The 20,999-nt window shown below is 63.0% G+C and carries 19 protein-coding genes; 11 read left to right on the top strand and 8 right to left on the bottom strand.

The window, feature by feature from the left end; translation table 11 throughout:
- Window positions 1-94 precede the first annotated feature (94 nt).
- The 3 genes from ACOZKU_RS17385 (at window position 95) to ACOZKU_RS17375 (ending at window position 2,252) form a co-directional block, all read left to right on the top strand.
- The gene (locus ACOZKU_RS17385) at window positions 95-760 is read left to right on the top strand and encodes a TetR family transcriptional regulator C-terminal domain-containing protein (protein ID WP_314087026.1); all 666 of its coding nucleotides are present in this window, start codon (window positions 95-97) and stop codon (window positions 758-760) included.
- 29 nt (window positions 761-789) lie between these two features.
- A complete protein-coding gene (locus ACOZKU_RS17380) occupies window positions 790-1,872 on the top strand; it encodes an ABC transporter substrate-binding protein (protein WP_421579920.1) in 1,083 nt (360 codons plus the stop codon).
- A 161-nt stretch (window positions 1,873-2,033) separates the two neighbouring features.
- Window positions 2,034-2,252, top strand: coding sequence for a hypothetical protein (locus tag ACOZKU_RS17375; protein ID WP_421579919.1), 219 nt, complete (start codon window positions 2,034-2,036; stop codon window positions 2,250-2,252).
- Window positions 2,253-2,282: 30 nt separating this feature from the next.
- On the opposite strand, the gene ACOZKU_RS17370 is transcribed toward ACOZKU_RS17375, so the two are convergent.
- Genes ACOZKU_RS17370 through ACOZKU_RS17360 form a run of 3 tightly spaced genes read right to left on the bottom strand, consistent with a single transcriptional unit; the run spans window position 2,283 to window position 5,139 of the window.
- The gene (locus ACOZKU_RS17370) at window positions 2,283-3,377 is read right to left on the bottom strand and encodes an ABC transporter ATP-binding protein (protein WP_421579929.1); all 1,095 of its coding nucleotides are present in this window, start codon (window positions 3,375-3,377) and stop codon (window positions 2,283-2,285) included.
- Between the two features lie 23 nt (window positions 3,378-3,400).
- Window positions 3,401-4,225: an ABC transporter permease gene (locus tag ACOZKU_RS17365; RefSeq protein ID WP_421579918.1), complete on the bottom strand. Its 825-nt coding sequence runs from the start codon at window positions 4,223-4,225 to the stop codon at window positions 3,401-3,403.
- Window positions 4,222-5,139 carry an ABC transporter permease gene (locus tag ACOZKU_RS17360; RefSeq protein WP_421579917.1) on the bottom strand — a complete coding sequence of 306 codons (918 nt, stop codon included), beginning with the start codon at window positions 5,137-5,139 and terminating at the stop codon, window positions 4,222-4,224. Before ACOZKU_RS17360 ends, ACOZKU_RS17365 begins: the two co-directional genes overlap by 4 nt.
- 234 nt (window positions 5,140-5,373) lie before the next feature.
- On the opposite strand from ACOZKU_RS17360, the gene ACOZKU_RS17355 reads away from it, so the two are divergent.
- Together ACOZKU_RS17355 and ACOZKU_RS17350 are read left to right on the top strand one after the other, a co-directional pair.
- On the top strand, window positions 5,374-6,789 hold the full coding sequence (locus ACOZKU_RS17355; RefSeq protein WP_421579916.1) for an aminotransferase: 1,416 nt from the start codon (window positions 5,374-5,376) through the stop codon (window positions 6,787-6,789).
- A 199-nt stretch (window positions 6,790-6,988) separates the two neighbouring features.
- A complete protein-coding gene (locus tag ACOZKU_RS17350) occupies window positions 6,989-8,059 on the top strand; it encodes a D-alanyl-D-alanine carboxypeptidase family protein (RefSeq protein ID WP_421579915.1) in 1,071 nt (356 codons plus the stop codon).
- A 7-nt stretch (window positions 8,060-8,066) separates the two neighbouring features.
- Here ACOZKU_RS17350 and ACOZKU_RS17345 read toward each other — a convergent pair whose 3' ends face one another.
- From ACOZKU_RS17345 to ACOZKU_RS17335, 3 genes are all read right to left on the bottom strand, one after another.
- Window positions 8,067-9,260, bottom strand: coding sequence for an aromatic ring-hydroxylating oxygenase subunit alpha (locus ACOZKU_RS17345; protein WP_421579914.1), 1,194 nt, complete (start codon window positions 9,258-9,260; stop codon window positions 8,067-8,069).
- A gap of 158 nt (window positions 9,261-9,418) precedes the next feature.
- The gene (locus ACOZKU_RS17340) at window positions 9,419-9,655 is read right to left on the bottom strand and encodes a hypothetical protein (protein WP_421579913.1); all 237 of its coding nucleotides are present in this window, start codon (window positions 9,653-9,655) and stop codon (window positions 9,419-9,421) included.
- 101 nt (window positions 9,656-9,756) lie between these two features.
- The gene (locus tag ACOZKU_RS17335) at window positions 9,757-10,545 is read right to left on the bottom strand and encodes a DUF1194 domain-containing protein (RefSeq protein WP_421579912.1); all 789 of its coding nucleotides are present in this window, start codon (window positions 10,543-10,545) and stop codon (window positions 9,757-9,759) included.
- Window positions 10,546-10,721: 176 nt separating this feature from the next.
- Between ACOZKU_RS17335 and ACOZKU_RS17330 the strand changes: the two genes are divergently transcribed.
- Complete coding sequence (locus ACOZKU_RS17330) at window positions 10,722-11,819, top strand: hypothetical protein (protein WP_421579911.1); 1,098 nt, start codon at window positions 10,722-10,724, stop codon at window positions 11,817-11,819.
- Between the two features lie 7 nt (window positions 11,820-11,826).
- Here the strand turns inward: ACOZKU_RS17330 and ACOZKU_RS17325 are convergent, their stop codons facing one another.
- The gene (locus tag ACOZKU_RS17325) at window positions 11,827-12,435 is read right to left on the bottom strand and encodes a TetR/AcrR family transcriptional regulator (RefSeq protein WP_421579910.1); all 609 of its coding nucleotides are present in this window, start codon (window positions 12,433-12,435) and stop codon (window positions 11,827-11,829) included.
- Between the two features lie 98 nt (window positions 12,436-12,533).
- On the opposite strand from ACOZKU_RS17325, the gene ACOZKU_RS17320 reads away from it, so the two are divergent.
- The 5 genes from ACOZKU_RS17320 to ACOZKU_RS17300 all read left to right on the top strand — a co-directional run bounded on the left by ACOZKU_RS17320 (window position 12,534) and on the right by ACOZKU_RS17300 (window position 18,673).
- A complete protein-coding gene (locus ACOZKU_RS17320; protein WP_421579909.1) occupies window positions 12,534-13,352 on the top strand; it encodes an NAD(P)H-binding protein in 819 nt (272 codons plus the stop codon).
- Between the two features lie 2 nt (window positions 13,353-13,354).
- Window positions 13,355-13,846, top strand: a complete 492-nt coding sequence (locus tag ACOZKU_RS17315) for a DUF1772 domain-containing protein (protein WP_421579908.1) — start codon at window positions 13,355-13,357, stop codon at window positions 13,844-13,846.
- 66 nt (window positions 13,847-13,912) lie between these two features.
- Complete coding sequence (locus tag ACOZKU_RS17310; protein WP_421579907.1) at window positions 13,913-15,331, top strand: amidase; 1,419 nt, start codon at window positions 13,913-13,915, stop codon at window positions 15,329-15,331.
- 252 nt (window positions 15,332-15,583) lie between these two features.
- Window positions 15,584-16,786 (top strand): DUF2778 domain-containing protein, encoded by a 1,203-nt coding sequence (locus tag ACOZKU_RS17305; RefSeq protein ID WP_421579906.1) that lies wholly within the window; start codon window positions 15,584-15,586, stop codon window positions 16,784-16,786.
- Window positions 16,787-16,969: 183 nt separating this feature from the next.
- Window positions 16,970-18,673, top strand: coding sequence for a methyl-accepting chemotaxis protein (locus tag ACOZKU_RS17300; protein ID WP_421579928.1), 1,704 nt, complete (start codon window positions 16,970-16,972; stop codon window positions 18,671-18,673).
- A 20-nt stretch (window positions 18,674-18,693) separates the two neighbouring features.
- Here the strand turns inward: ACOZKU_RS17300 and ACOZKU_RS17295 are convergent.
- Window positions 18,694-20,999: ATP-dependent helicase (locus ACOZKU_RS17295; RefSeq protein WP_421579905.1), on the bottom strand; the 2,306-nt coding region annotated here is incomplete at its 5' end.

Genomic DNA, 20,999 nt, shown 5'->3' with positions numbered 1-20,999 from the left:
ATTGTCCCACTCATCTGCGCGCAAGCAGGCCGGCCGCGGGTATTCGCCCATGACGGTCATGCTGAAGAATCCCAAAGGCAAGGTGGCGGTGAAGATGCGGGCAGGCGGGGCTGATCAGGGCTCGGGTGACGGCGAAAAGCGGGGCCGCAAGGCGTCCAAGGAAACGAGACGGCAGCAGCTCATCGAGGCGACGATCGATTCGCTAGCCAAGCGCGGCTATTCCGATACCACGCTGGCGGATGTGGCCGATGGTGCGGGCTTGTCCCGCGGCATCGTCAATTTCCATTTCGAGAGCAAGGAAAACCTGCTCATCGCCACGCTGCAATTCATGTCGGAAGAGTACGGCGACCACTGGAATTCGGCGCTCGAAAAGGCCGGTCCCAGCGTCGCCAGCCGTCTGTGGGCCATCGTGCATGCGGATTTCGACCGGAAAATCTGCACGAAGCGCAAGCTCGCTGCCTGGTGCGCCTTTTGGGGCGAGGCGAAGTCGCGGCCGACCTATCAGGCGCTGTGCGGCGCGCGGGACGTCAAATACCAGGAGACGGTGATCGCGCTCTGCGCCGACCTCAAGGCGGAGGGCGACTACGATTACGAACCGGAACCGATGGCGCTGTCGCTCTGCGCCATGCTGGAGGGCCTGTGGCTGCGCCTGATGATGGGCGACGGCACGACGCGGGAAAAGGCGCTGGAAGCGGCCATCGCCTTCGTCGTTGTGGCCTTCCCGAAGCATCTCACTTTGCAAGGACCAAAACCACAATAGGGAACCCGAAAACGGGGAAGGAGAACGGCATGACGACTGCAAAAACGGCCAGGTATCTTACGACAGCGGCGCTTGCCGCCGTGCTTGCCCTCGGACCCGCCCTTCCTGCCTTCTCCGCCGATAGCCTGACCGTTTTCGACTGGTCCGGATACGAGGATCCCGCCTTCCATCCGAAATATACCGAGAAGACCGGTGCCGAGCCGGATTTCTCCTTCTTCGGCGATGAGGAGGAGGCGTTCCAGAAGCTGCGCTCGGGTTTCAAGGCCGATGTGGCGCATCCCTGCTCACAGAGTGTGGTGAAGTGGCGCGAGGCGGGGCTTCTGAAGCCGCTCGACACGGCCAAGCTCACCTCCTGGAACGATGTGCTGCCGAATTTCAAGGCGATGAAGAACCTGATGACGTCGGATGACGGCACCGCCTGGTTCCTTCCCTTCGAATGGGGCAATACGGTGCTGACCTATCGCACCGACACGGTGAAGCCGGAGGAAGTCGCTTCGCTCAAGGCTTTTGCCGATCCCAAGTTCAAGGATCGCGTGTCGATCGGCGACAATGTCGATGACGCCTATGCGCTAGCCAGCCTCGCCATCGGCCTCAAGGACTGGACGACGATGACAGACGCGCAGTTTCAGGAGGCCTCCGCCTTCCTGCGCGCAGTACACAAGAACGTCCGCCTCTACTGGACCGACAACACGGACCTCAGCCAGGCGATGGCGAGCGGCGAGGTCGATCTCGCCTGGGCCTGGAACGAGACGGCGACGACATTGCAGGCCCAGGGCCAGCCCGTCGCCATCAAGAAGGACACCGAGGAAGGCCTTTCGACCTGGGTCTGCGGCTATGTGCGCCTGAAGGGGGGCGAGGCGAGCCCGGACCTTGCCTATGATTATCTCAATGCCGTCACCGATCCTGCCGTTGCCGCCTATATGGTCGAGAGCTGGGGCTACGGCCATTCCAATGCTAAGGGCATGGCCGCCGTCGACCCGAAGATCCTGAAAGACAAGGGCTATGCCGATGTCGATGCCTTCGTCGCCAACACGCTTTTCCAGTCGCCGATGCCGACCGAACTCCGGCAGAAGATGATCGCCGAATTCGAGAAGATCAAATCGGGATATTGATCAAGCCAGCGTGTGACCTCGCCCCTGGCGGGGCAGGGTCACACATCCTTCATTCGACATTCGGCTGAAAGGGCGTATGATGGTTTCATCGGTGGCAATTGATACGGGCGCCACTGCTGAAGGTAAAAAGCTTCCGCCCCAGTGAACGAAAGGGGGCGGCTATGCAGCCAAACTCTGTGACGCTCAGTTCCGACAATGACGATTGGATCGTTGTTGTCGTCGAGGACGGCGAGGAGTTGCAACGGTCTTTCAAGATTCAGAGCCACGCGCAGAACTGGTCCGACGGCCAGCGCATTCGCCTGGGCCTGGATTCTGGTCCTGCGGACATGTTCCCGCTGTCCGGCGACCGGCCGGTTTCAGCAAGCCAACAGGATTTCTAGGAAGCTCCCGGCCCGCCGGGAGTTTCGCTTTTAGATGCGTGTGACCGGCGGATCCTCGGCCAGCAGCACGAAGGCCTCAGGATCATAGGCAAGGCGGATCTCGGCCCCAATCGGCAAGTCGTCCGCGCCAAAGTTGTTCGTCTCGACCATTGAGAGCGGCTGCTCCAGCCCGTCGATGCCGACCGTCAGGTGGGTGACCTCGCCGAAATAGGCGCGGTTCTCGATGCGGCCGGCAAGCTCGTGCGGCGCGCGGTCGTCGTCCCACAGAAGCCGCAGGCGCTCCGGGCGAATGCCGACGGTGACATGGCCATTGCTGGCGGCAAAACCCTGCGGCTTTTCCAGCTGGACGGCGCCGAAACGGGCGGCATCGATGGAGAGGGCGTTGCCCTGTTCGCCGAGCACCCTGGCTTTCAGGAAATTCATGCCGCCGAGGAAGTCCGCGACCTTGCGGGTACGCGGGCGCTGGTAGATTTCCTTGGGGCTGGCGATCTGCGCGATGCGGCCGCCGAACATCACGGCGATACGGTCGGAAAGGGCGAGCGCTTCATACTGGTCATGCGTGACGAGGATGAAGGTGATGCCGACGGCCTTTTGCAGCGTGCGCAGCTCCACCTGCATTTCCTCGCGCAGCTTCTTATCGAGGGCTGACAGCGGCTCGTCGAGCAGCAGCACCTTCGGGCGCATGACAAGCGCGCGGGCGAGCGCCACGCGCTGGCGCTGGCCGCCGGAGAGTTCATGCGCCTTGCGCTGGTCGAGGCCGGAGAGGCGCACCATGTCGAGCGCATCGCCGACGCGCTTCTTCTCTTCTTCCAGCGAGAGTTTCAGTCGCTTCAAGCCATAGGCGACGTTTTCCGCGACATCGAGATGCGGGAAGATGGCGTAGCTCTGGAAGACCATGTTGGTCGGCCGCCTGTTCGGCGGCAGGGCCAGCGAGGGTACGCCGTCGATATAGATCTCGCCGGCCGTCGGGTTCTCGAAGCCGGCGATGGAGCGCAGAAGCGTGGTCTTGCCGCAGCCGGAGGGGCCGAGCAGCGAGAAGAATTCCCCTTCGGCAATCGACACCGAGACATCGTCGAGCGCCTTGTAGATGCCGTAGAATTTCGACACGTTTTCGATCTGGATCATCGCGCGGTCGCTCATAAAAACTCCTAGGGCAAGGCGTGGGCCAGCTGCGTGCGGCGTTCGGCACGGCGGCGCAGGATTTCGGCGAGGGTGAGCATCAGGATGGAGAGGGCGAGCATGATCGTGCCAAGCGCCAGGACCCCCGGCAGCTTCGCGGCGAAGCGCAGCTGGCCCCAGATATAGACCGGCAGCGTCGGCTCGGTGCCGGAGAGGAAGAAGGCGAGGATGAACTCGTCCAGCGAGATGGTGAAGGTGACGAGCAGGCTGGAGACGATGGCGGGCGCCACCACCGGCAACGTGACACGGCGGAAGGTGCCGATGGCGGTTTCGCCCAGATCGTAGGAGGCTTCCTCCAGGCTGCGGTCGAAGCCTTCGAAGCCGGAGACCAGCACCGACATGGCATAGGGCACGCAGAACACCGTCTGGCCGAGGATGACGGTGACCAGCGACAGTTCCACTCCCATCGCCAGCACGATCATCAGGAGCGAGACGGCGACGATGATCTCTGGCAGGAAGAGCGGCGCCATGATGAGGCCGGCGGCCGCCCGCTGGCCGCGAAAGCGGTAGCGCGTGATGGCGCGGGCCGCGCAGATGCCGAGGATCGTCGACAGCAGCGAGACGGACAGGCCGACGATCAGGCTGTTCCAGGCCGCCTCCAGCATTACCGAATTGCCGGATAGCGAGGCGTACCACTTGGTCGTGAAGCCGGCGAGCGGGAAGGTGGTGGTGGCCGCATTGTTGAAGGAGAAGATCGGCAAAAGCAGGATCGGCAGGTAGAGGAACACGAAGTAGAACGCTACGTAGATCGGCAGGAACGGAATGAAGCGCAGGCGTTGCGTGAGGAGGTTCATTTGATCCTCCGGATCGTGAATTTCAGCGCGAGCACGATGGCGGCGGTCGTGAGCGAGACGAGCACCATGGTCGTCACCGACAAGGCTGCCCCGAGCGGCCAGTTGGCGGCCTTGCCGAACTGCGCCTGGATGGCGGTCGCGATCATCACGCCATCCTTGCCGCCGACGAGACGCGGCGTGACATAGTCGCCGACGGTCGGGATCATGACGATCAGGAAGGCGGAGATGACGCCGGGCAGCGAGAGCGGTAGGGTGATGCGGAAGAAAGCCTTGATCCTGCTGTCGCCGAGATCGCGCGCCGCCTCGATCAGCGTGCGGTCGACCTTCTGCAGCGAGACGTAGATCGGCAGGATGGCGAAGGCCGCCCAGCTGTGCACCAGCGTGATGATCACGGCGTTGGAATTGTAGAGCAGCGAGGTCACCGGCTTGTCGATGAGACCCATCGAGATGAGGCCGGTATTCATCACGCCGCCGTAGCCGAGAATGACCTTCCACGACATGACGCGCAGCAGGTAGCTCGTCCAGCAGGGCACGGTGATGAGGAAGAGCCAGAGGTTCTTGTGTACGCCGCCATGGAAGGAAATGAACCAGGCGACCGGATAGGAAAAGACGACGGTGACGACGCTGACGGTCAGCGAAATCCACAGCGAGCGGACGAAGAGGTCGCGATAGATCGGTTCCGTCAGCGCCTGCCGGTAGTTTTCCAGCGTGAAGGTGCGATCGATCTCGAGATAGTTCTGGGTCCAGAAACTGTAGGCGATGACGATGATAACAGGGAGGAAGAGCAGCGCCAGCGCATAGAGGAAGGTCGGCGAGATCATGGCGAGGCCTCGGGCCTCTTCGCTCCGCATCCAGGCCCGGCGCCGGGAGGGGGAGGGTGTTTCGGCGATCGGTTCAAGCGCCGCCGCCGTCATCGGGCAAGGCTCCCGTGGCGACAACTCTCATAAAGGGTGAGCTTTCCCGTTCCCATGGCGTCCGCCTTTTCGGCTTCGTTGTTCCCGAAACGAAACATGCGCCCAAATCCCCGTTGAAATCAAGCCCTGTTTCTGCAATATTGATTGAACGAACATTCAATATGATCGTGAAATCCGAAATCTTTCATATTGTTGATCGTATAATCATTTCGCAAATTCTCGATGGAGAGGGACATGGCGGCAAATCCGAAGACGGCGAACGAACCGGTCGAAGAGGTGGCCGACGATCTGACCCGGCTTGCCGAGCGGCATCTCGTGCAGCCCTGGCCGGTTTCGGGCTCCATCGGCGCGGAGGCGCGCGGAAGGATCGAATCGGGCGAGGGCATCTATGTGACGGATGCGGCCGGGCGAAAGCTGATCGACGGGCCCGCCGGCATGTGGTGCGTCAATGCTGGCCATCGCAACCGCGAGCTTGCCGACGTGATGGCCTCGCAGGCCATGGAGCTTTCCTACAATTCGCCGTGGTACACCACCAACACGCCGTCGGCCGTGCTGTCGGCGCGGCTGGCCGGCCACGCGCCCGATGGCGTCGATCACGTCTTCTACACGACGGGCGGCTCCTCGGCGGTCGAGACGGCGCTGCGCTTCATGCAGTTCGCCAACAATGTGAAGGGCCGGCCGGAGAAGAAGCTGATCGTCTCCCGGCAGGGCGGCTATCACGGATCGACCTATCTTTCCGCCTCGCTCAACGGCCGCCCGCGCGACCATGACTGGATGGACAGCGCGTCCGATCTCGTGGTCAAGCTCTCCTGCCCCAATCCCTTCCGCCGTCCAGAAGGCATTGGTATCGATCCCTTCTGCGATTTCCTCGTCGAGGAGTTCCGTCAGGTCATCGAGGAGAGGGGGGCGGAGAATATCGGCGCCTTCATCGCTGAGCCGGTCATGGCCTCGGGCGGCGTCATCGTGCCGCCGCCGGGTTACCTCAAGCGCATGCACGCCCTTTGCCGCGCCAACGACATCCTGTTCATCGCCGACGAGGTGGTGACGGCCTTTGGCCGGCTTGGCCATGTCTTCGCCGCGAAGGATGTTTTCGACATCGAGCCTGACATGATCACCTTCGCCAAGGGTGTCACCTCAGGCTATTTCCCGCTCGGTGGCGTAATGATCGCGGGGCGTCTCTTCGAGGAACTGCGCCGCTCGAACCATTCGGAGGCGATGTTTGCGCATGGGCTCACCTATTCCAGCCATCCGGTCGGCTGCGCGGTCGCGCTGAAGAACCTCGACATCCTCGAGAACGGGCTGCTGGAGCATACGCGGGCTGTCTCGGATCACTTCCAGGCCGGTCTGAAGGCGCTCGAGGAACTGCCGCTGGTCGGTGAGGTGCGCGGGCTGGGGCTGATGGCCTGCGTCGAATGCGTCGCCGATCGCGTCAGCAACAATCCGCTGACGCTCGATCTGGAAGTCGGCAAGCGCATCGACAAACATTGCCAGGAGCTCGGCCTGCTGGTGCGCCCGCTTATTAACATGTGCGTGATGTCGCCGCCGCTCACCATCTCGCTTTCGCAGATCGACGACATGACGGCGATCCTGCGCAAGGGCATCGAACTCACCATGGACGACCTCGTCCGGGAGGGGCTCTGGAAGGGCTAAGTCCTTCAAAAGGCTTGTTTGGGACGACCATTCCCCCGTCCAAACATTTGAGGCCCGCTTTCGCGGGCCTCTTTTTGTGTGTCTCCATGCGGTGTTCGACGCAGGAGGAGCTGCCGGCTTGCCGGGTTTCAAGCCGCAGCAAAAGCTTGCGCTCTCGCCGCCCATGATGGCATTAGGGCTGCTTCTTCGGAGTATGGACATGAGCAACGACACAACAGCAGAACGGCCGTGGAGGAGACAGGCCCTTTATGCATCGCTTTTCGCCTGGGTGCCGCTTTTCACCGGGACGTCGGCCCTTGCCACGCCTGTGCTGGTTGTGGACGCCGACAGCCGTCAGGTGCTCTACCAGGAAGATGCGGGCGCGCCGTGGTATCCCGCCTCCACGACCAAACTCATGACGGCGCTCGTCGTGTTCGAGGCGCTAAAGGCCGGCGAAGTCACCATGTCGACGCATGTGACGATGACCCGCAATGCGACGAAGCAGGCGTTCCTGGAATCCGGCCTGACGCTCGGACGGACGATGACGCTGGAAGACGCGCTCTATGCCGTGATCACCGCCTCCGCCAATGATGTCGCCGTCGCGCTCGCCGAAGCCGTGGCGCCCAATCAGGCCGCGTTCGTTGCGCGGATGAACAAGACGGCCGAGCGCCTGGGGCTGACCGGTACGCATTTTTCCAATCCGAACGGCCTGTCCGACAAGGCGAACTATACGACAGCGCGCGATCTTGCGATCCTCGGCCTGGAAGTGGACCGCGCGTTTCCCGGCTACCGCCGCTTTTTCCAGGCCTCCGCCGTCACGATCGATGGCAAGGAGATCAAGTCCAACAATCTGCTTTTGACCCAGTTCAGCGGCACGATCGGTATGAAGACCGGCTTCATCTGTGCCTCCGGGCGCAACATCGTCGGGCTCGCAACGCGCGGCGGCCGGCGCATGATGGTGGTCGTGCTCGGCGCGACGACGGAGCGCGAGCGCAATGAGCGCTCGGCGCAATATCTGACGCAGGCCTTCGATGGCCGTCTGCCGACCGGTGCGGGGCCTGTCGAAAGCTTGCAGAACAAGGTCGGCGTGGTGCCGGAAGACATGCGCATCCGTCTGTGCACCGACAAGGCGGCCGCCTATGAGGCGAGCCGCGACGCGCTCTATCCGATGGGCCTGCCGGGGCAGGAAACCTATCTGAAGGACAGGATCGCCGAGCAGGTCCACACCATCAAGACATGGGTGGACGAGACGGTGAAGGATGTGCCGCTGCCGAAGCCGCGCCCGTCGTAAGGTCTGCTCAGCTTTTAAGACCCGTATTGGCCTCGGCCATCGCCTTCTCGTCCGGCGCCTCCTTCAGCGTCATGACCGGCAGCACCTTGCGCAAGTGGTCGTGATGGGTGCGCACGCCGTATTCGAGGTCGGAAAGATAGAAGCCGGCAAAGGCGTTCGACGTCATCGCCTCGTTCGACCAGACGGTGAGCTGCACGTCCTCCGCCTGCGTGTCGCGATCGATGCGGAAGGCGAGGTAGCGGGCGAGGCGGTGAGCGCGATCCTCCTTGCGATAGCGATAGATGCCGCCGCGCAGCATGGTCCTGCCGATGGCGACGGGGAATTCCTGATAGAACTGGATGGTTTCCGGTGTCACCGCGATGACGCAGTTCGGGAACAGGCCGAAATAGATCCAGGCCTTGCGCAGGTGCTCCGGCAGCGCGGTATTTTCGGGTGAAATCTTCACATAGTTTCGTACGCTCCAGCGGCGGCCGGCATGCGGATTGTAGGTCGCAAACGACCGGCAGAGACCGTCGACGAAAGGCTCGTCGTAATAGGTCGAGCCGTAGAGATCCTGCAGCGCCGGATGGGCCATGGCGACGTGATAACCCTCGTTGTCGACGTCGCGCACGGATTTCCAGTTGACGGGTGTTTCCTGTGTCCAGATGCTGCCGGTCGGGATCATCTCTCCCGACCGGTAGTGGGACAGCTCGGCCTCGAAAGGTTTCATCACCTCGGCGACGGAGGGCTGGGGGCCGGGGGTGAAGCGGATGAAGACGAAGCCTTGCCAGATCTCGCATTCCAGCGATTTCAACGCGAATTCGTCCTTGTCGAGCGGCGGGAAGCTGCTCGGGCGGGCGGCACCCCGCAACGTGCCGTCGAGATTGTAGACCCAGCCGTGGAACGGACAGACGAGCGCGTTGCGGCAGCTTCCCGTCTCGTCCGCGACGAGGCGGGAACCGCGATGGCGGCAGATATTGTGGAAGGCGCGCACCGCGCCGTCCTGTCCGCGCAGGATGAGTGCACGCTCGCCGACGACATCCATGGTGAGATAATTGCCGGCTTCGGGAATGTCGGAGATATGGCAGGCGATTTGCCAGTGCTCGCGGAAGACATGCTGCTTTTCCAGCTCCAGAAGCGCAGGGCTGTGATAACACCAGCCGGGAAGTCCGCTCCGGTCCCAATCGTTGGGAATGCTGATATCGCGGATCATCTCGTTCATGTCACTCCCCATTATTTTGCTGAACGTTCATTCAATATAAGCATGATTTTCGTTGAAAAGGAATAGCTTGAGAAACGAGGAGGTTTTCAGTGATGAAAACCCCGACCGCAGGGCGACCGGGGCAGGGGGATTTTGAGACGAAAGCGGGAGGGTGCCGCTTAACGGCAGACCTTCACGCGCTTGATGACGAGGTTACCCCAGTAATCGTAGCGCTTGATCTTCTTCCAGAAGCAATGGCGACGATGGCCGTAGTCGTGGCTGACATAGCCGCCATGGTGGCCGCCCCAGCCGTGGTGCCCGCCAAAGCCGACATAGAAGCCGCCGGCCTGCGAGGGGGCTGCGAAGGATACCGCTGCGAGGGTCGCGATAACGGCGGACAGGAGGAATTTGCGCATTTCAGTCTTCTCTCTTCCAGTGAAAGGGTGAAGGGATTTCTTCCAGTACGGTCACTGTGACACGAGGGGACTGAGGGCGCTGTTTCAGTCGAAACAGGTTTTTAGCGGTCGAGTTCCGGGTAGTAGCGGTCCATGTTGCTGGGGCGCAGCCGCTCGCCGATCAGGCAATCGACATCGCTGCCGGCGGCCGGCAGGATGCGGGCGGGCGGCTCGGTGCCGCTGACCTCCAGGATCAGCTTGCGGCGGATGGCGATGGCGAAATCCTCCGGCTCCTGCACCGGCAGCACGAAGGCGCCGGGGCCGCCGATGACACAGTTCGAATAATAGTCGTCCAGCGAGCCATAGGCGGCCGATGGGCGGATCATGATGGCGAGGCCGTTGATGATGATGCCGAGCGCATTGGCGGCGTCTCGCGCCGGCGTCACCGGCGAACCGAAATTGTTCGGCCCGTCGCCGGAGATGTCGATGACGCGGCGCATGCCGGAATAGCTGTTGGCATCGAACAGTTTGGCGCCATAGGCGATGGCGCTGGAAATCGAAGTGCCGCGGCGCGTGGCGATCGGGCGGGCCTCCAGCAAGGTAGCGAAGGCATTGGCGTCCTCGGGGCCGGAGATGATCTGCCAGGGAATGTGCGAACTGTCTCGGACGGTGCCGGCCCATTCGAAATAGGTGATGGCAATGCGGCCAGTCAGCCCGTCGCGCACCGCATCGATGAATTCCGCGTGGCGCAGCGCATCGACATAGCCGGCGCGCTGGATCTGCGCCTCCTCGATATCCATCGACCCGGACACGTCGACCGCCAGAACCAGTTCCACATCGACCTCCTCTCCGGAAGCGGCGAGCGTGGTGCCGGATGTCAGGCTCATCAGCAAGGCAAGCATCGTCAGCATGACCGTCACCCATCCATGCATCTGCCGTCGTCAAATGTAGCACAGGCGCGACGGCGCAAGAGTCGGCCACCTTCAAAAAACGGTGATGGACGGCGAATAGCGGCCGGCTGGCAGCCGTCTGCCGTGTATTCTGAGAATTGCGGGGCAGGCGGCCCTGCCCGGAAGAGTGGAGCGATATGGGGTTCAAGGATATTCTCGCCGGTCTTCGGGGGCGGATTTTCGGTCGTGCACCAGTCGCCCCATTCGAGCCGCTTTCCGACGAAGAACGACTGGTTCGCGACTACGACCTCTCCCTCGTCGAGCTTCATGACGAGATCCCGGCCCTCATCCCGCGGCGCAACGTCCTGCGCGCGGCGTGGCGAAATGGTGATTTCGAGACCTACCAGCGGGCTTTCGAGGCGGCACGGACGGGCGGTGTCATCGCGGAAAACGGCAAGCCGCTCTATTCGCTGGTGCGGGACTGGTTCCTTGAACCATTCCTGGAACTGCCCGGCGAGGAAGAATTTGCCCAGGCATATGAGGACGGGCTTGCTCCTTTTCGGGCGTTCTTCGAGCGCAGTCCGTCCGCCTTTTCCGCTGCCATCTATGCCGATGCGCTGCGCGTGGCGGCCTTCGTGCGGCGCGGCACCAGCTGGGGCCGGGACGTCAGAGCCGACCAGTGGAAGGGTCATGAAGCGCTGCTGCAGGAAGCGGACGCGGTGCTCGACAGTCAGGCCGATCCGAACGATTTCAGCTGGCGGATGAGCGATTATCGCCGCTCGGCCAACGAGGGCAGTTTCGAGACGTTCAAGGCCCGTTTCGAGCGCGCCTGGCTGCTCGATCGCTACAATATCGATCTGTGCCGCGCGCATGCCCGCATGATCATGCCGCGCTGGCTTGGCCGGGATGAGCGCGATCTCGAGGATTTTGCCCGCCGCGCGGCAAAGCTGACCGAGGACCGTTTCGGGATGGGCTTCTATGCGCTGATCCAGCAGGCCAACACCGATGTCGGCAGTCACGAACTTGCCGATACGCTGTGCGATCCCGATCTGGTGAAGCGCGGCTTCGAGGATTTGCTGATGCGTTTCCCCGCGCCGAGCGTGATGAACCTCTATGCCGATGCGTTGGAATGGATGGGCGACACGCAGGCGCTGGCCGACCTGCTGGAGACGCGCTTTCGCGTGATGGTGCCGCAGATCTGGTATGGCGAGACGCGCAGCGACCGGATTTCTTATCTTTTCGCCACGCTGCTGGAAGCGGCGGAAGTGCTGGAGCAGCGCCGCGCGGCGAAGTAGGGCCGTTCTATAGCGCCGTAAGATCCCGGATCGCCATGCGCTTGTAAGCCTCGACCAGGGCGTCGCCCTCCGTCCGCCCCACGGAGACGGCAAGCCGCATCGTGGCTTCGCCGAGATGCATGACGAGCAGGGCGGTCGCGTCGATTTTCGCGGGATCGACCGCCGGCCGCAGCGCCTTCAGCCGCGCGCCGAGCAGGGCGCCGTTGCGGCGGCTTTCCTCCACCTCCATCGCCCGCAAGGCGCCGTCGGCCTGAACGGCGGACCAGATGTCGCGAATGACCGGCTCGGCAAGGAAGATCGCATAATAGGTGTCGATCAGCGCGCCGAAGGCGGTGGCGAGGTCTTCCATGCTGGAGACGGTGGAGAGGCCTTCTGCGATGCAGGCGCGGCTCTCCTCGTTGCAGCGTTCGGCGAGCGCATGCACGACGGCGCTCTTGTCGGGAAAGTATTGATAGAGCGAGCCGATCGAGATGCCTGTACGCTGGGCAAGTTCGCTCATGCGCAGCGCATCGCTGCCGGTTTTCGCAATCATCTCCGTTGCATTGGCAAGGATGGCATCCACCCGGTCGCGGCTGCGCTTCTGGCTCGGCGCGCGGCGCATCTGCGTGTCGTTCATCGCTCTCTCCACCGGTCGTCGCAAATCATGCTTGACAAATACGAGGATTCCTCACATTTTGCAAATATGAGTAAAGCTCACATTTTGGAGAATGAGACATGAAGCGCATTCTGGTTTTGAGTGGCGAAGGAAAAACCGGGCGTCCGGTGGCCGAGCGGTTGCGGGCGAGGGGATATGACGTGCGGATCGGCTCGCGCTCGGCGGCGATCCCGTTTGACTGGCGCGATGCCACCGGCTGGCCGGCAGCCCTTGCGGGCGTGGATGCCGTCTACATCGCCTATCAGCCCGATCTCGCGGTGCCGGGCTCCGATGACGATATCCGCCGTCTCTCACGCCTTGCCGCAGAAGCCGGTGTCCAGCGTCTCGTGCTGCTCTCTGGCCGGGGCGAGGACGCTGCCGAAGTCAGCGAGGAGGCAATGAAGGAGGCCGGCATCGCCTGGACGGTGCTGCGCGGCAGTTGGTTCTTCCAAAATTTCAGTGAGGGTCTGTTTGCCGAGCCGATCCTTGCCGGCGAGCTCGTTCTGCCCTCGGCCACGGTGCGCGAGCCCTTCGTCGATACGGCGGATATCGCCGACATGGCCGTGGCGGCACTGACGGAGGAGGGGCATGCGGGCCAGACCTACGAACTGACCGGCCCGCGGCTGATGACGTTTTCGCAAGCGGTGGCGGAGTTCGCGGCGGCGGGTGATCGTGCAGTCACTTATACGCCCGTTACTATCGATGCCTACGCAGACATGTTGCGGGGGGCGCAGATGCCGGAAGACGTCATCTGGCTCGTCAGCTATCTCTTCGGATCGGTGCTCGACGGACGCAACGAGCGCTTGAGCGACGATATTCACCGCGTGCTCGGCCGTCCGCCACGCGATTTTGCCGATTTTGCCCGCGATGTGGCCGCAGCCGGTTTCTGGAGGACCTGACCATGGCAAGCCTGTTTCCCATCCTGACCTTCCTCGCCATTTTGGCGACGGCGCTCAATGCGGGCCTGTTCTTCATCTTCTCCGTCTGCATCATGGCGGCGTTTGCGCGCCTGTCGCCGACCGAGGGTGCTGCGGCCATGAATGTGATCAACGCGGTCATCCAGAACCCGCTGTTTTTCTCCGCCTTTTTCGGTGCCACATTGTTGTCGCTCGCTTTGGCAGTCCTTGGCTACATGCAGGGCGGCGCGGCGGGGCTGATGGCGGCGGCGGGCGGGATCGTCTTCCTCGTCGCGGTTTTCGGCGTAACGGCGGTCTTCAACGTACCGCTCAACGATGCGCTCGCCGCGGCCCCTGCCGGCAGCGCCGAGCAGGCGACACTCTGGCAGCGCTATCTCGATGTCTGGGTGATGTGGAACCACGTCCGCACGCTGGGCTCGCTTGCCGCCGTGGCGCTCTTGGCGCTGGCCTTCCGCCAAAGTGCACAGCTGGGCTGAAAGGCCGGGCTGGCGCTTCCGCAAACGGCCTGCTAGCTCTGTCACAGACAAATGCCGGAGCCGACCTTGCAGGACATCACCGCCCTTTCCGCCCTTGCCCTTTCCGCCGCCATCGCCGAACGCCGGCTGACCTGCCGAAGCGTGATGGCGGCCTATCTCGACCGTATCGCGGCGATCAATCCCCGCATCAACGCTATCGTCAGCCTGCGGCCGGCGGAGGAGCTTCTGGCCGAGGCGGAGGAGGCCGACCGGGCGCTCTCGGCCGGCGAATACCGCGGCTGGCTGCACGGCATGCCCTTCGCCATCAAGGACCTGTCGGAAGCCAAGGGCATCCTGTGCTCCTTCGGCTCGGCGAACTATGCGGATTTCGTGCCCGACTATGACGACATCCATGTCGAGCGGATCCGCGCGGCGGGCGCCATCATCATCGGCAAGACCAATGCGCCGGAAATGGGCCTGGGCTCGCACAGCTACAATCCGGTCTTCGGCGTCACCCGCAATCCCTACGATACGGCCAAGAGCGCCGGCGGTTCCTCCGGCGGTGCGGCGGCGGGGCTTGCGGTGCAGATCCTGCCGGTCGCCGATGGCTCCGACATGATGGGCTCGCTGCGCAACCCGGCCGGGTTCAACAATGTCATCGGCTTCCGCCCGTCCTTCGGCCGCATCCCGTCGTTGGGCAACGAGCTCTTCCTTGGCCAGCTCGCCGTCAACGGCCCGATGGGCCGTACGGTCGCCGATGTCGCTGCGCTGTTTGCCACGCAGGCCGGGCATGATCCGCGCGACCCGCTGTCGCTGACCGATGAAAGCCTGGCCTATGACCCGCACCGCGATCTCTCCGGCGCGCGTATCGGCTGGCTTGGCGATTTCGGCGGCTATCTGCCCTTCGAGCCCGGCGTGCTGGAGCTTTGCCGTGCCTCGCTCGATGTTTTTCGCGGCCTTGGCTGCACCGTCGAGGATGTCGTACCCGGTTTCGACATGGACAAGCTCTGGCAGACCTGGCGCACGCTACGCCATTTCCTCGTCGCCAACGGTCAGGCGGCGGACTATGCTGATCCTGCAAAGCGGGCAAACATGAAGCCGGAGATGATCTGGGAGATCGAAAACGGCCACACGCTTGCGGCAAAGGACGTCTATGCCGCCTCGCTGGCGCGCAGCGATTGGCACCGCCATGTCGCCGGTCTTTTCGAAAAATACGATTTCCTGATCCTGCCCTCCGCGCAGGTCTTCCCCTTCGATGCCGAACTGGATTGGCCGAAGACGGTCGGCGGGCGGGCGATGGATACCTATCATCGCTGGATGGAAGTGGTGATCGGCCCGACTCTGGCAGGCCTGCCCGTCGCCGCCATGCCGGCGGGCTTCGGCGACAACGGCTTGCCGGCCGGCATACAGATCATCGGTCCGGCGCGGGCGGACCGGGATGTGCTCTCGGCGGCCGCGGCCTACGAAAAAGCGACCGACTGGTTAAACCGGCATCCCCAATTCTAGGGAGGCGACGGCGCTCGGACACGCGAGCGCCGCATTCTCGTGACAGGGCAGTTTCGCCGGGTGTTGAGGACCGCCCGGCAAACTCTTTCAAAAACACGAGGCGCCGTTTAGGAATTGCTTACCATATTTCGTCATTCTTTGCTCGTTCGGCGGAACTCTGGAGCCCGTGGCTCCCACCGCCGCCAGCGTAGCGGCGCGCGGAGTGTTGTTTCCGCGGCTGCGTCGAGTAACGAGTTTCGGGTAACGAGTATCATGGCGTCTGTGTACAGTTCCGCGCGTTCCGCGGCGAAAACCCGTTCGGGTCGTTCCGGCGGTATCCTTCTCAGCGCATTGCTTGCTTGCGGCGTCATCGCCGGGTCCGCCTGGGCCGTCGTCTCGACGCTGGGCGCGATGCAGCATGCGGCCTCTTCGCTCTCGGAGGGCAAGAAGAGCCTGTCGGCTCCCCTTCATGTCGCATCGCTCGCGACGGACAGGAGCAGCGCCGAGCGCTCGCTGAAAATCCAGAAATTCGGACGCCTTTCCAAGCCGTCGGAAAGCGAGCTTCGCCAGAAACTTCTGACCGCCGAGGCGATCCAGGTCGCGCACCAGCGCAAGATCTCCCTGCAGCTTGCCGCCGTCGTGAAGCGTGAAAAGGCGAAGGCCGCGATGATCGATGCGGCCGTGGCCCGCGCCGAACGGTCTGTCGAGCAGGAAAAGGCCATTACCGGCCAGCCGACGCTCGTCACCGCGCTCATCGAGGATCAATCCGCCCGCAAGGACATCCAGCCCTTCGGCCTCGTCATGAAGAAGCCGGATATCGAGGAAGAAAACCTCCTCAGCGAAATCCCGCTGCCGGAAGCACGCCCGGCGCTTGAAACCGTCACCATCGAAAAGCCCGTCGTCGAGGAAAAGCCCGTTGCGCGCACCAACAAGCGCGACGACGCCAAGGCGAAGGACAAGCAAGAAGATATCGCGCTCGTCAAGCCCGAGCGTTCGCTGTTCGGCGATCTCTTCAAGAGCAAGGGCTCCAGCACGGGCTGGCCGGGCCGCGGCACGAAGGTCGCGATCTACGACGTGTCCAGCGCGACCGTCTACATGCCCGACGGCACTAAGCTGCGCGCCCATTCCGGCATCGGCAAGATGCGCGACAATCCGCGCTACGAGCATGTCAAGATGACCGGCCCGACGCCGACCGGCATCTATCGCCTCCGAATGCGCGAGCAGCGCTTCCACGGCGTCGAAGCCATTCGCATGCTCTCCGTCGACGGACGCGATCCGAAGAACCGCACGGGTCTTCTGACACACACCAACCTTCTGCGTGGCCAGAAGGGCTCGCACGGCTGCGTCGCCTTCCAGAACTACGAGCCGTTCCTCAATGCCTTCAAGCGCGGCCACATCACGATGATGGTCGTCGTGCCGGAAATCCCATCGTCCCGCACGCAGCTCGCCGCGCTTTACCGCAAGGCTGGCGCCTGATCGGCACCGCAATGTCCTCTTTCAAAAATCGGCGCTTTCGGGCGCCGATTTTCGTTTTGTCGTACTTTTCTTACAAATGTTATGCCGGACAACGGTTTTGGTTTAGCAAACGCTAACAATTTTCGGTCAATTCTTGCCAATCCACTGGGTTGGGGAACGAACGTGACTGCTTTCGATTTTGGAATGGATGCCCGCGCCGTGCTTGCTGCGATGAACAAGTCGCAGGCGATCATCGAATTCGATCTGACGGGCAAGATTCTGCATGCCAACAAGAATTTTCTTGATGCCGTCGGCTACGAACTTTCGGAGATTGTCGGCAAACATCATTGCATTTTCGTCGAGCCGGAAGAGGCACGCTCTGCCGAATACGCGGCTTTCTGGGCGCAGCTGGCCGAGGGGCGCTTCGACCAGCGCCAGTACAAGCGCGTTGCCAAGGGCGGGCGCGAAATCTGGATCGAGGCGTCCTACAATCCGGTCTTCCGCGGCAGCAAGCCCTATAAGGTGGTGAAGTTCGCGACCGACATCACTGCCGCCAAGCGCAAGGCGATGGAGGACGATGGCAAGCTGACCGCGCTCGGCCGCGCGCAGGCCGTCATCGAATTCACCCCCGACGGCAAGATCCTGACCGCCAACGGCAATTTCCTGTCGGCACTCGGCTATCAATTGTCCGAGATTGTCGGCCGGCACCATTCCATGTTCTGTGAGCCAGAACAGGTGGCAAGCGCGGCCTATCGCGACTTCTGGAAGCGGCTTGCCGAGGGGCATTTCGTTTCCGACCAGTTCACGCGCGTCACCAAGGCTGGCAGCAAGATCCACATCCAGGCTTCTTACAATCCGATCCTCGATGCCGATGGCCGGGTTTTCAAGGTCGTGAAGTTCGCGACCGACGTGACGGAGCGCGTGCGGGCTATCGAGGAGATCGGCGCGGGTCTTGGTCGTCTTGCCCAGTGCAATATCCGCATGACGATCGACAACGACTTCATTCCGGAATTCGAGCCGCTCAGGCGGGATTTCAACAATTCGATCGGCGCCTTCCAGGAAACCCTCTCGCAGGTCCTCGACCAGACCTATACGCAAAACCGCAGCGGGCAGGACATGCGCAAAGCGGCCGAGGAGCTTTCCGAGCGTACCCGCCAGCAGGCGGTCGCGCTGGAGGAGACCGCGGCTGCGCTGACGCAGGCGACGGTTGCCGTCCGCTCCTCGACGGAGCGCACCCGCGAGACCCGCAAGCTCGTACAGGATGCCCGCGTCTCGGCCAACACATCGGCCAATGTCGTGAACAACACGGTTAGCGCCATGCAGCGCATTGAGGCTGCATCGAGCGAGATCAGCCAGATCATCGGCGTCATCGACGAGATCGCCTTCCAGACGAACCTTCTGGCGCTGAACGCCGGTGTCGAGGCCGCTCGCGCCGGCGAGGCGGGCAGGGGCTTCGCCGTGGTGGCGCAGGAAGTGCGGGAACTTGCCCAGCGCTCCGCCAAGGCGGCACGCGAGATCAAGACGCTGATCACCAATTCCAGCGCGGAAGTGCGGGAGGGGGTGCGACTCGTCGGCGAAACCGGGCGGGCGCTGCGCGAAATCGAGAGTTTCGTCGAAGAGATCGACCACAATGTCGATGCCATCGCCACCTCCGCCGCCGAGCAGGCGAGCGGCCTGGAGGAGATTAGTGCGGCGGTCAGCGACGTCGACCGCATCACGCAGGAAAACGCCGCAATGGTCGAGCACACGACCGCGACCAGCCAGAGCCTCGCGGAAGGCGCCATCACGCTCAGCGAACTGGTGAACCGCTTCCAGCTAAACCGTCGTACGCGCCGCCGCGACGGTAGCGAAATCTGGACGCCGGAAGAGCGTGCCGTGCGTCTTGGGACGATCCGCAAGGCATCCTGACAAGAGGGAATGCGGGGCCGTCACGCCTTGTTGACAAACCCGTCGAGCACGCGCTTCTGGCCGGCGCGGTCGAAATCGATCGTCAGCTTGTTGCCTTCGATCGCCGACACGTTGCCGTTGCCGAACTTGATGTGGAAGACCCGGTCGCCGACGGAGAATTTCGACGGCTCGGTCGTGGTGGACTTCGCCACCAGTTCTCCGTCGATCGTCTTCGAGCGCGGGCCGCTTTCGCCATAACCGATGCGTTCCACCGCATGACCGGAGCGGGAGCCCCAGTTGTCGCGGGTCGCATCGGTGCGGTTCGCCTGCGCGCGGCGCCAGCCGGGCGTCGAATAGGCGTTCTGGAACGGCTCCTGCTTGTCGAAGCGCGATTGGCCGTAACCACCGCCACGGCCGTAGCCGCCATAGGATTGCTCGACCTCGGCGACCTCCACATGCGTTTCCGGCAATTCGTCGAGGAAACGCGAGGGCAGGGTTGATTGCCAGAGGCCGTGGATGCGGCGGTTGGAAACGAACCAGATGTGGCAGCGGCGCTTGGCGCGCGTGATGCCGACATAGGCAAGGCGCCGCTCCTCCTCCAGGCCCGAGCGGCCGCCTTCATCCAGCGCGCGCTGGTGCGGGAAGAGGCCTTCCTCCCAGCCGGGCAGGAAAACGGTCTCGAATTCGAGGCCCTTGGCCGAGTGCAGCGTCATGATCGAAACGGCATCGAGCTCGGCATTCTGCTCGGCATCCATGACCAGCGAAACGTGATCGAGAAAGCCGCGCAGCGATTCGAACGCTTCCATCGAGCGGATGAGTTCCTTGAGGTTTTCCAGCCGGCCTGGTGCCTCGGCCGACTTGTCGGCCTGCCACATGGCGGTATAGCCGCTCTCGTCGAGGATCTGCTCGGCAAGCTCGGTGTGCGGCGTGGTCTCCAGCAGCGATTGCCAGCGGCGGAAATCCGTGACGACATCGAACAGCGCCTTGCGCGCCTTCGGCTTCAGCTCGTCCGTCTCGATGATATCGGCCGCGGCGGCGAGCATGGGGATGTCGCGGGCGCGGGCATAGTCGTGCAGGTTGCGGATCGTCGTATCGCCAAGGCCACGCTTCGGCGTGTTGACGATGCGCTCGAAGGCGAGGTCGTCGGCCGGCTGGCTGACGAGGCGCAGATAGGCCATGGCATCACGGATCTCGAGGCGCTCATAGAAGCGCGGGCCGCCGATGACGCGATAGTTAAGGCCGAGCGTGACGAAACGGTCTTCGAATTCGCGCATCTGGAAGGAGGCGCGCACCAGGATCGCCATGTCGTTGAGCTTGTGCTCCTTGCGCTGGAGCTGCTCGATCTCCTCGCCGACGGCGCGTGCCTCTTCTTCCGAATCCCAGGCCGCGTGAACGACGACTTTGTCATCCTCGGGGTCATGCCGGTCAGTGAAGAGCGTCTTGCCAAGCCGGTCCTCGTTATGGGCGATCAGGTGGCCAGCGGCGCCGAGGATATGGGCGGTGGAGCGGTAATTGCGCTCAAGCTTTACGACCTTGGCGCCGGGAAAATCCTTCTCGAAGCGCAGGATGTTGTCCACTTCCGCACCGCGCCAGCCATAAATCGACTGGTCGTCGTCGCCGACGCAGCACACATTCTGTGGCGTGCCCTTGGGGCGCTGGGCGAGCAGGCGCAGCCACATATATTGGGCGGTGTTGGTGTCCTGATACTCGTCGACGAGGATATAGCGGAATTTCTGGTGGTACTCGGCCAGCACATCCGGATTGGCGCGGAACATGCGGATCGGGTGCAGAAGCAGGTCACCAAAGTCGCAGGCGTTCAGCGTCTTCAGGCGGTTCTGGTAGGCGACATAGAGTTCGCGGCCCTTGCCGTTGGCGAAGGCGCGGGCGTCGCCTTCCGGGATCTGCGCCGGGTCGAGACCCTTGTTCTTCCAGCCGTCGATCATGCCGGCGAACTGTTTTGCCGGCCAGCGCTTGTCGTCGATGCTTTCGGCCTGCAGGATCTGCTTGATCAGGCGCACGACATCGTCGGTGTCGAGGATCGAGAAATCCGAGCGCAGCCCGACGAGTTCGGCATGGCGGCGCAGGAGTTTCACGCCGATGGAGTGGAAGGTGCCGAGCCATGGCATGCCCTCGACGGCGCCGCCGACGAGGAGGCCGATGCGCTCCTTCATCTCGCGCGCCGCCTTGTTGGTGAAGGTCACGGCAAGCAGCTGGCTCGGGAAGGCGCGGCCGGTGGCAAGGATATGGGCAATGCGGGTAGTGAGCACGCGCGTCTTGCCGGTGCCCGCACCCGCGAGCACCAGAACGGGGCCGTCGACGGTCTCGACCGCCTCGCGCTGTTCGGGGT

It is taken from the genome of Shinella sp. M31 (assembly GCF_049199205.1).
Classification (GTDB): domain Bacteria; phylum Pseudomonadota; class Alphaproteobacteria; order Rhizobiales; family Rhizobiaceae; genus Shinella.
The sequence above is the reverse complement of the archived record's forward strand: the minus strand, read 5'-3'. Positions and strand labels throughout refer to the sequence as shown.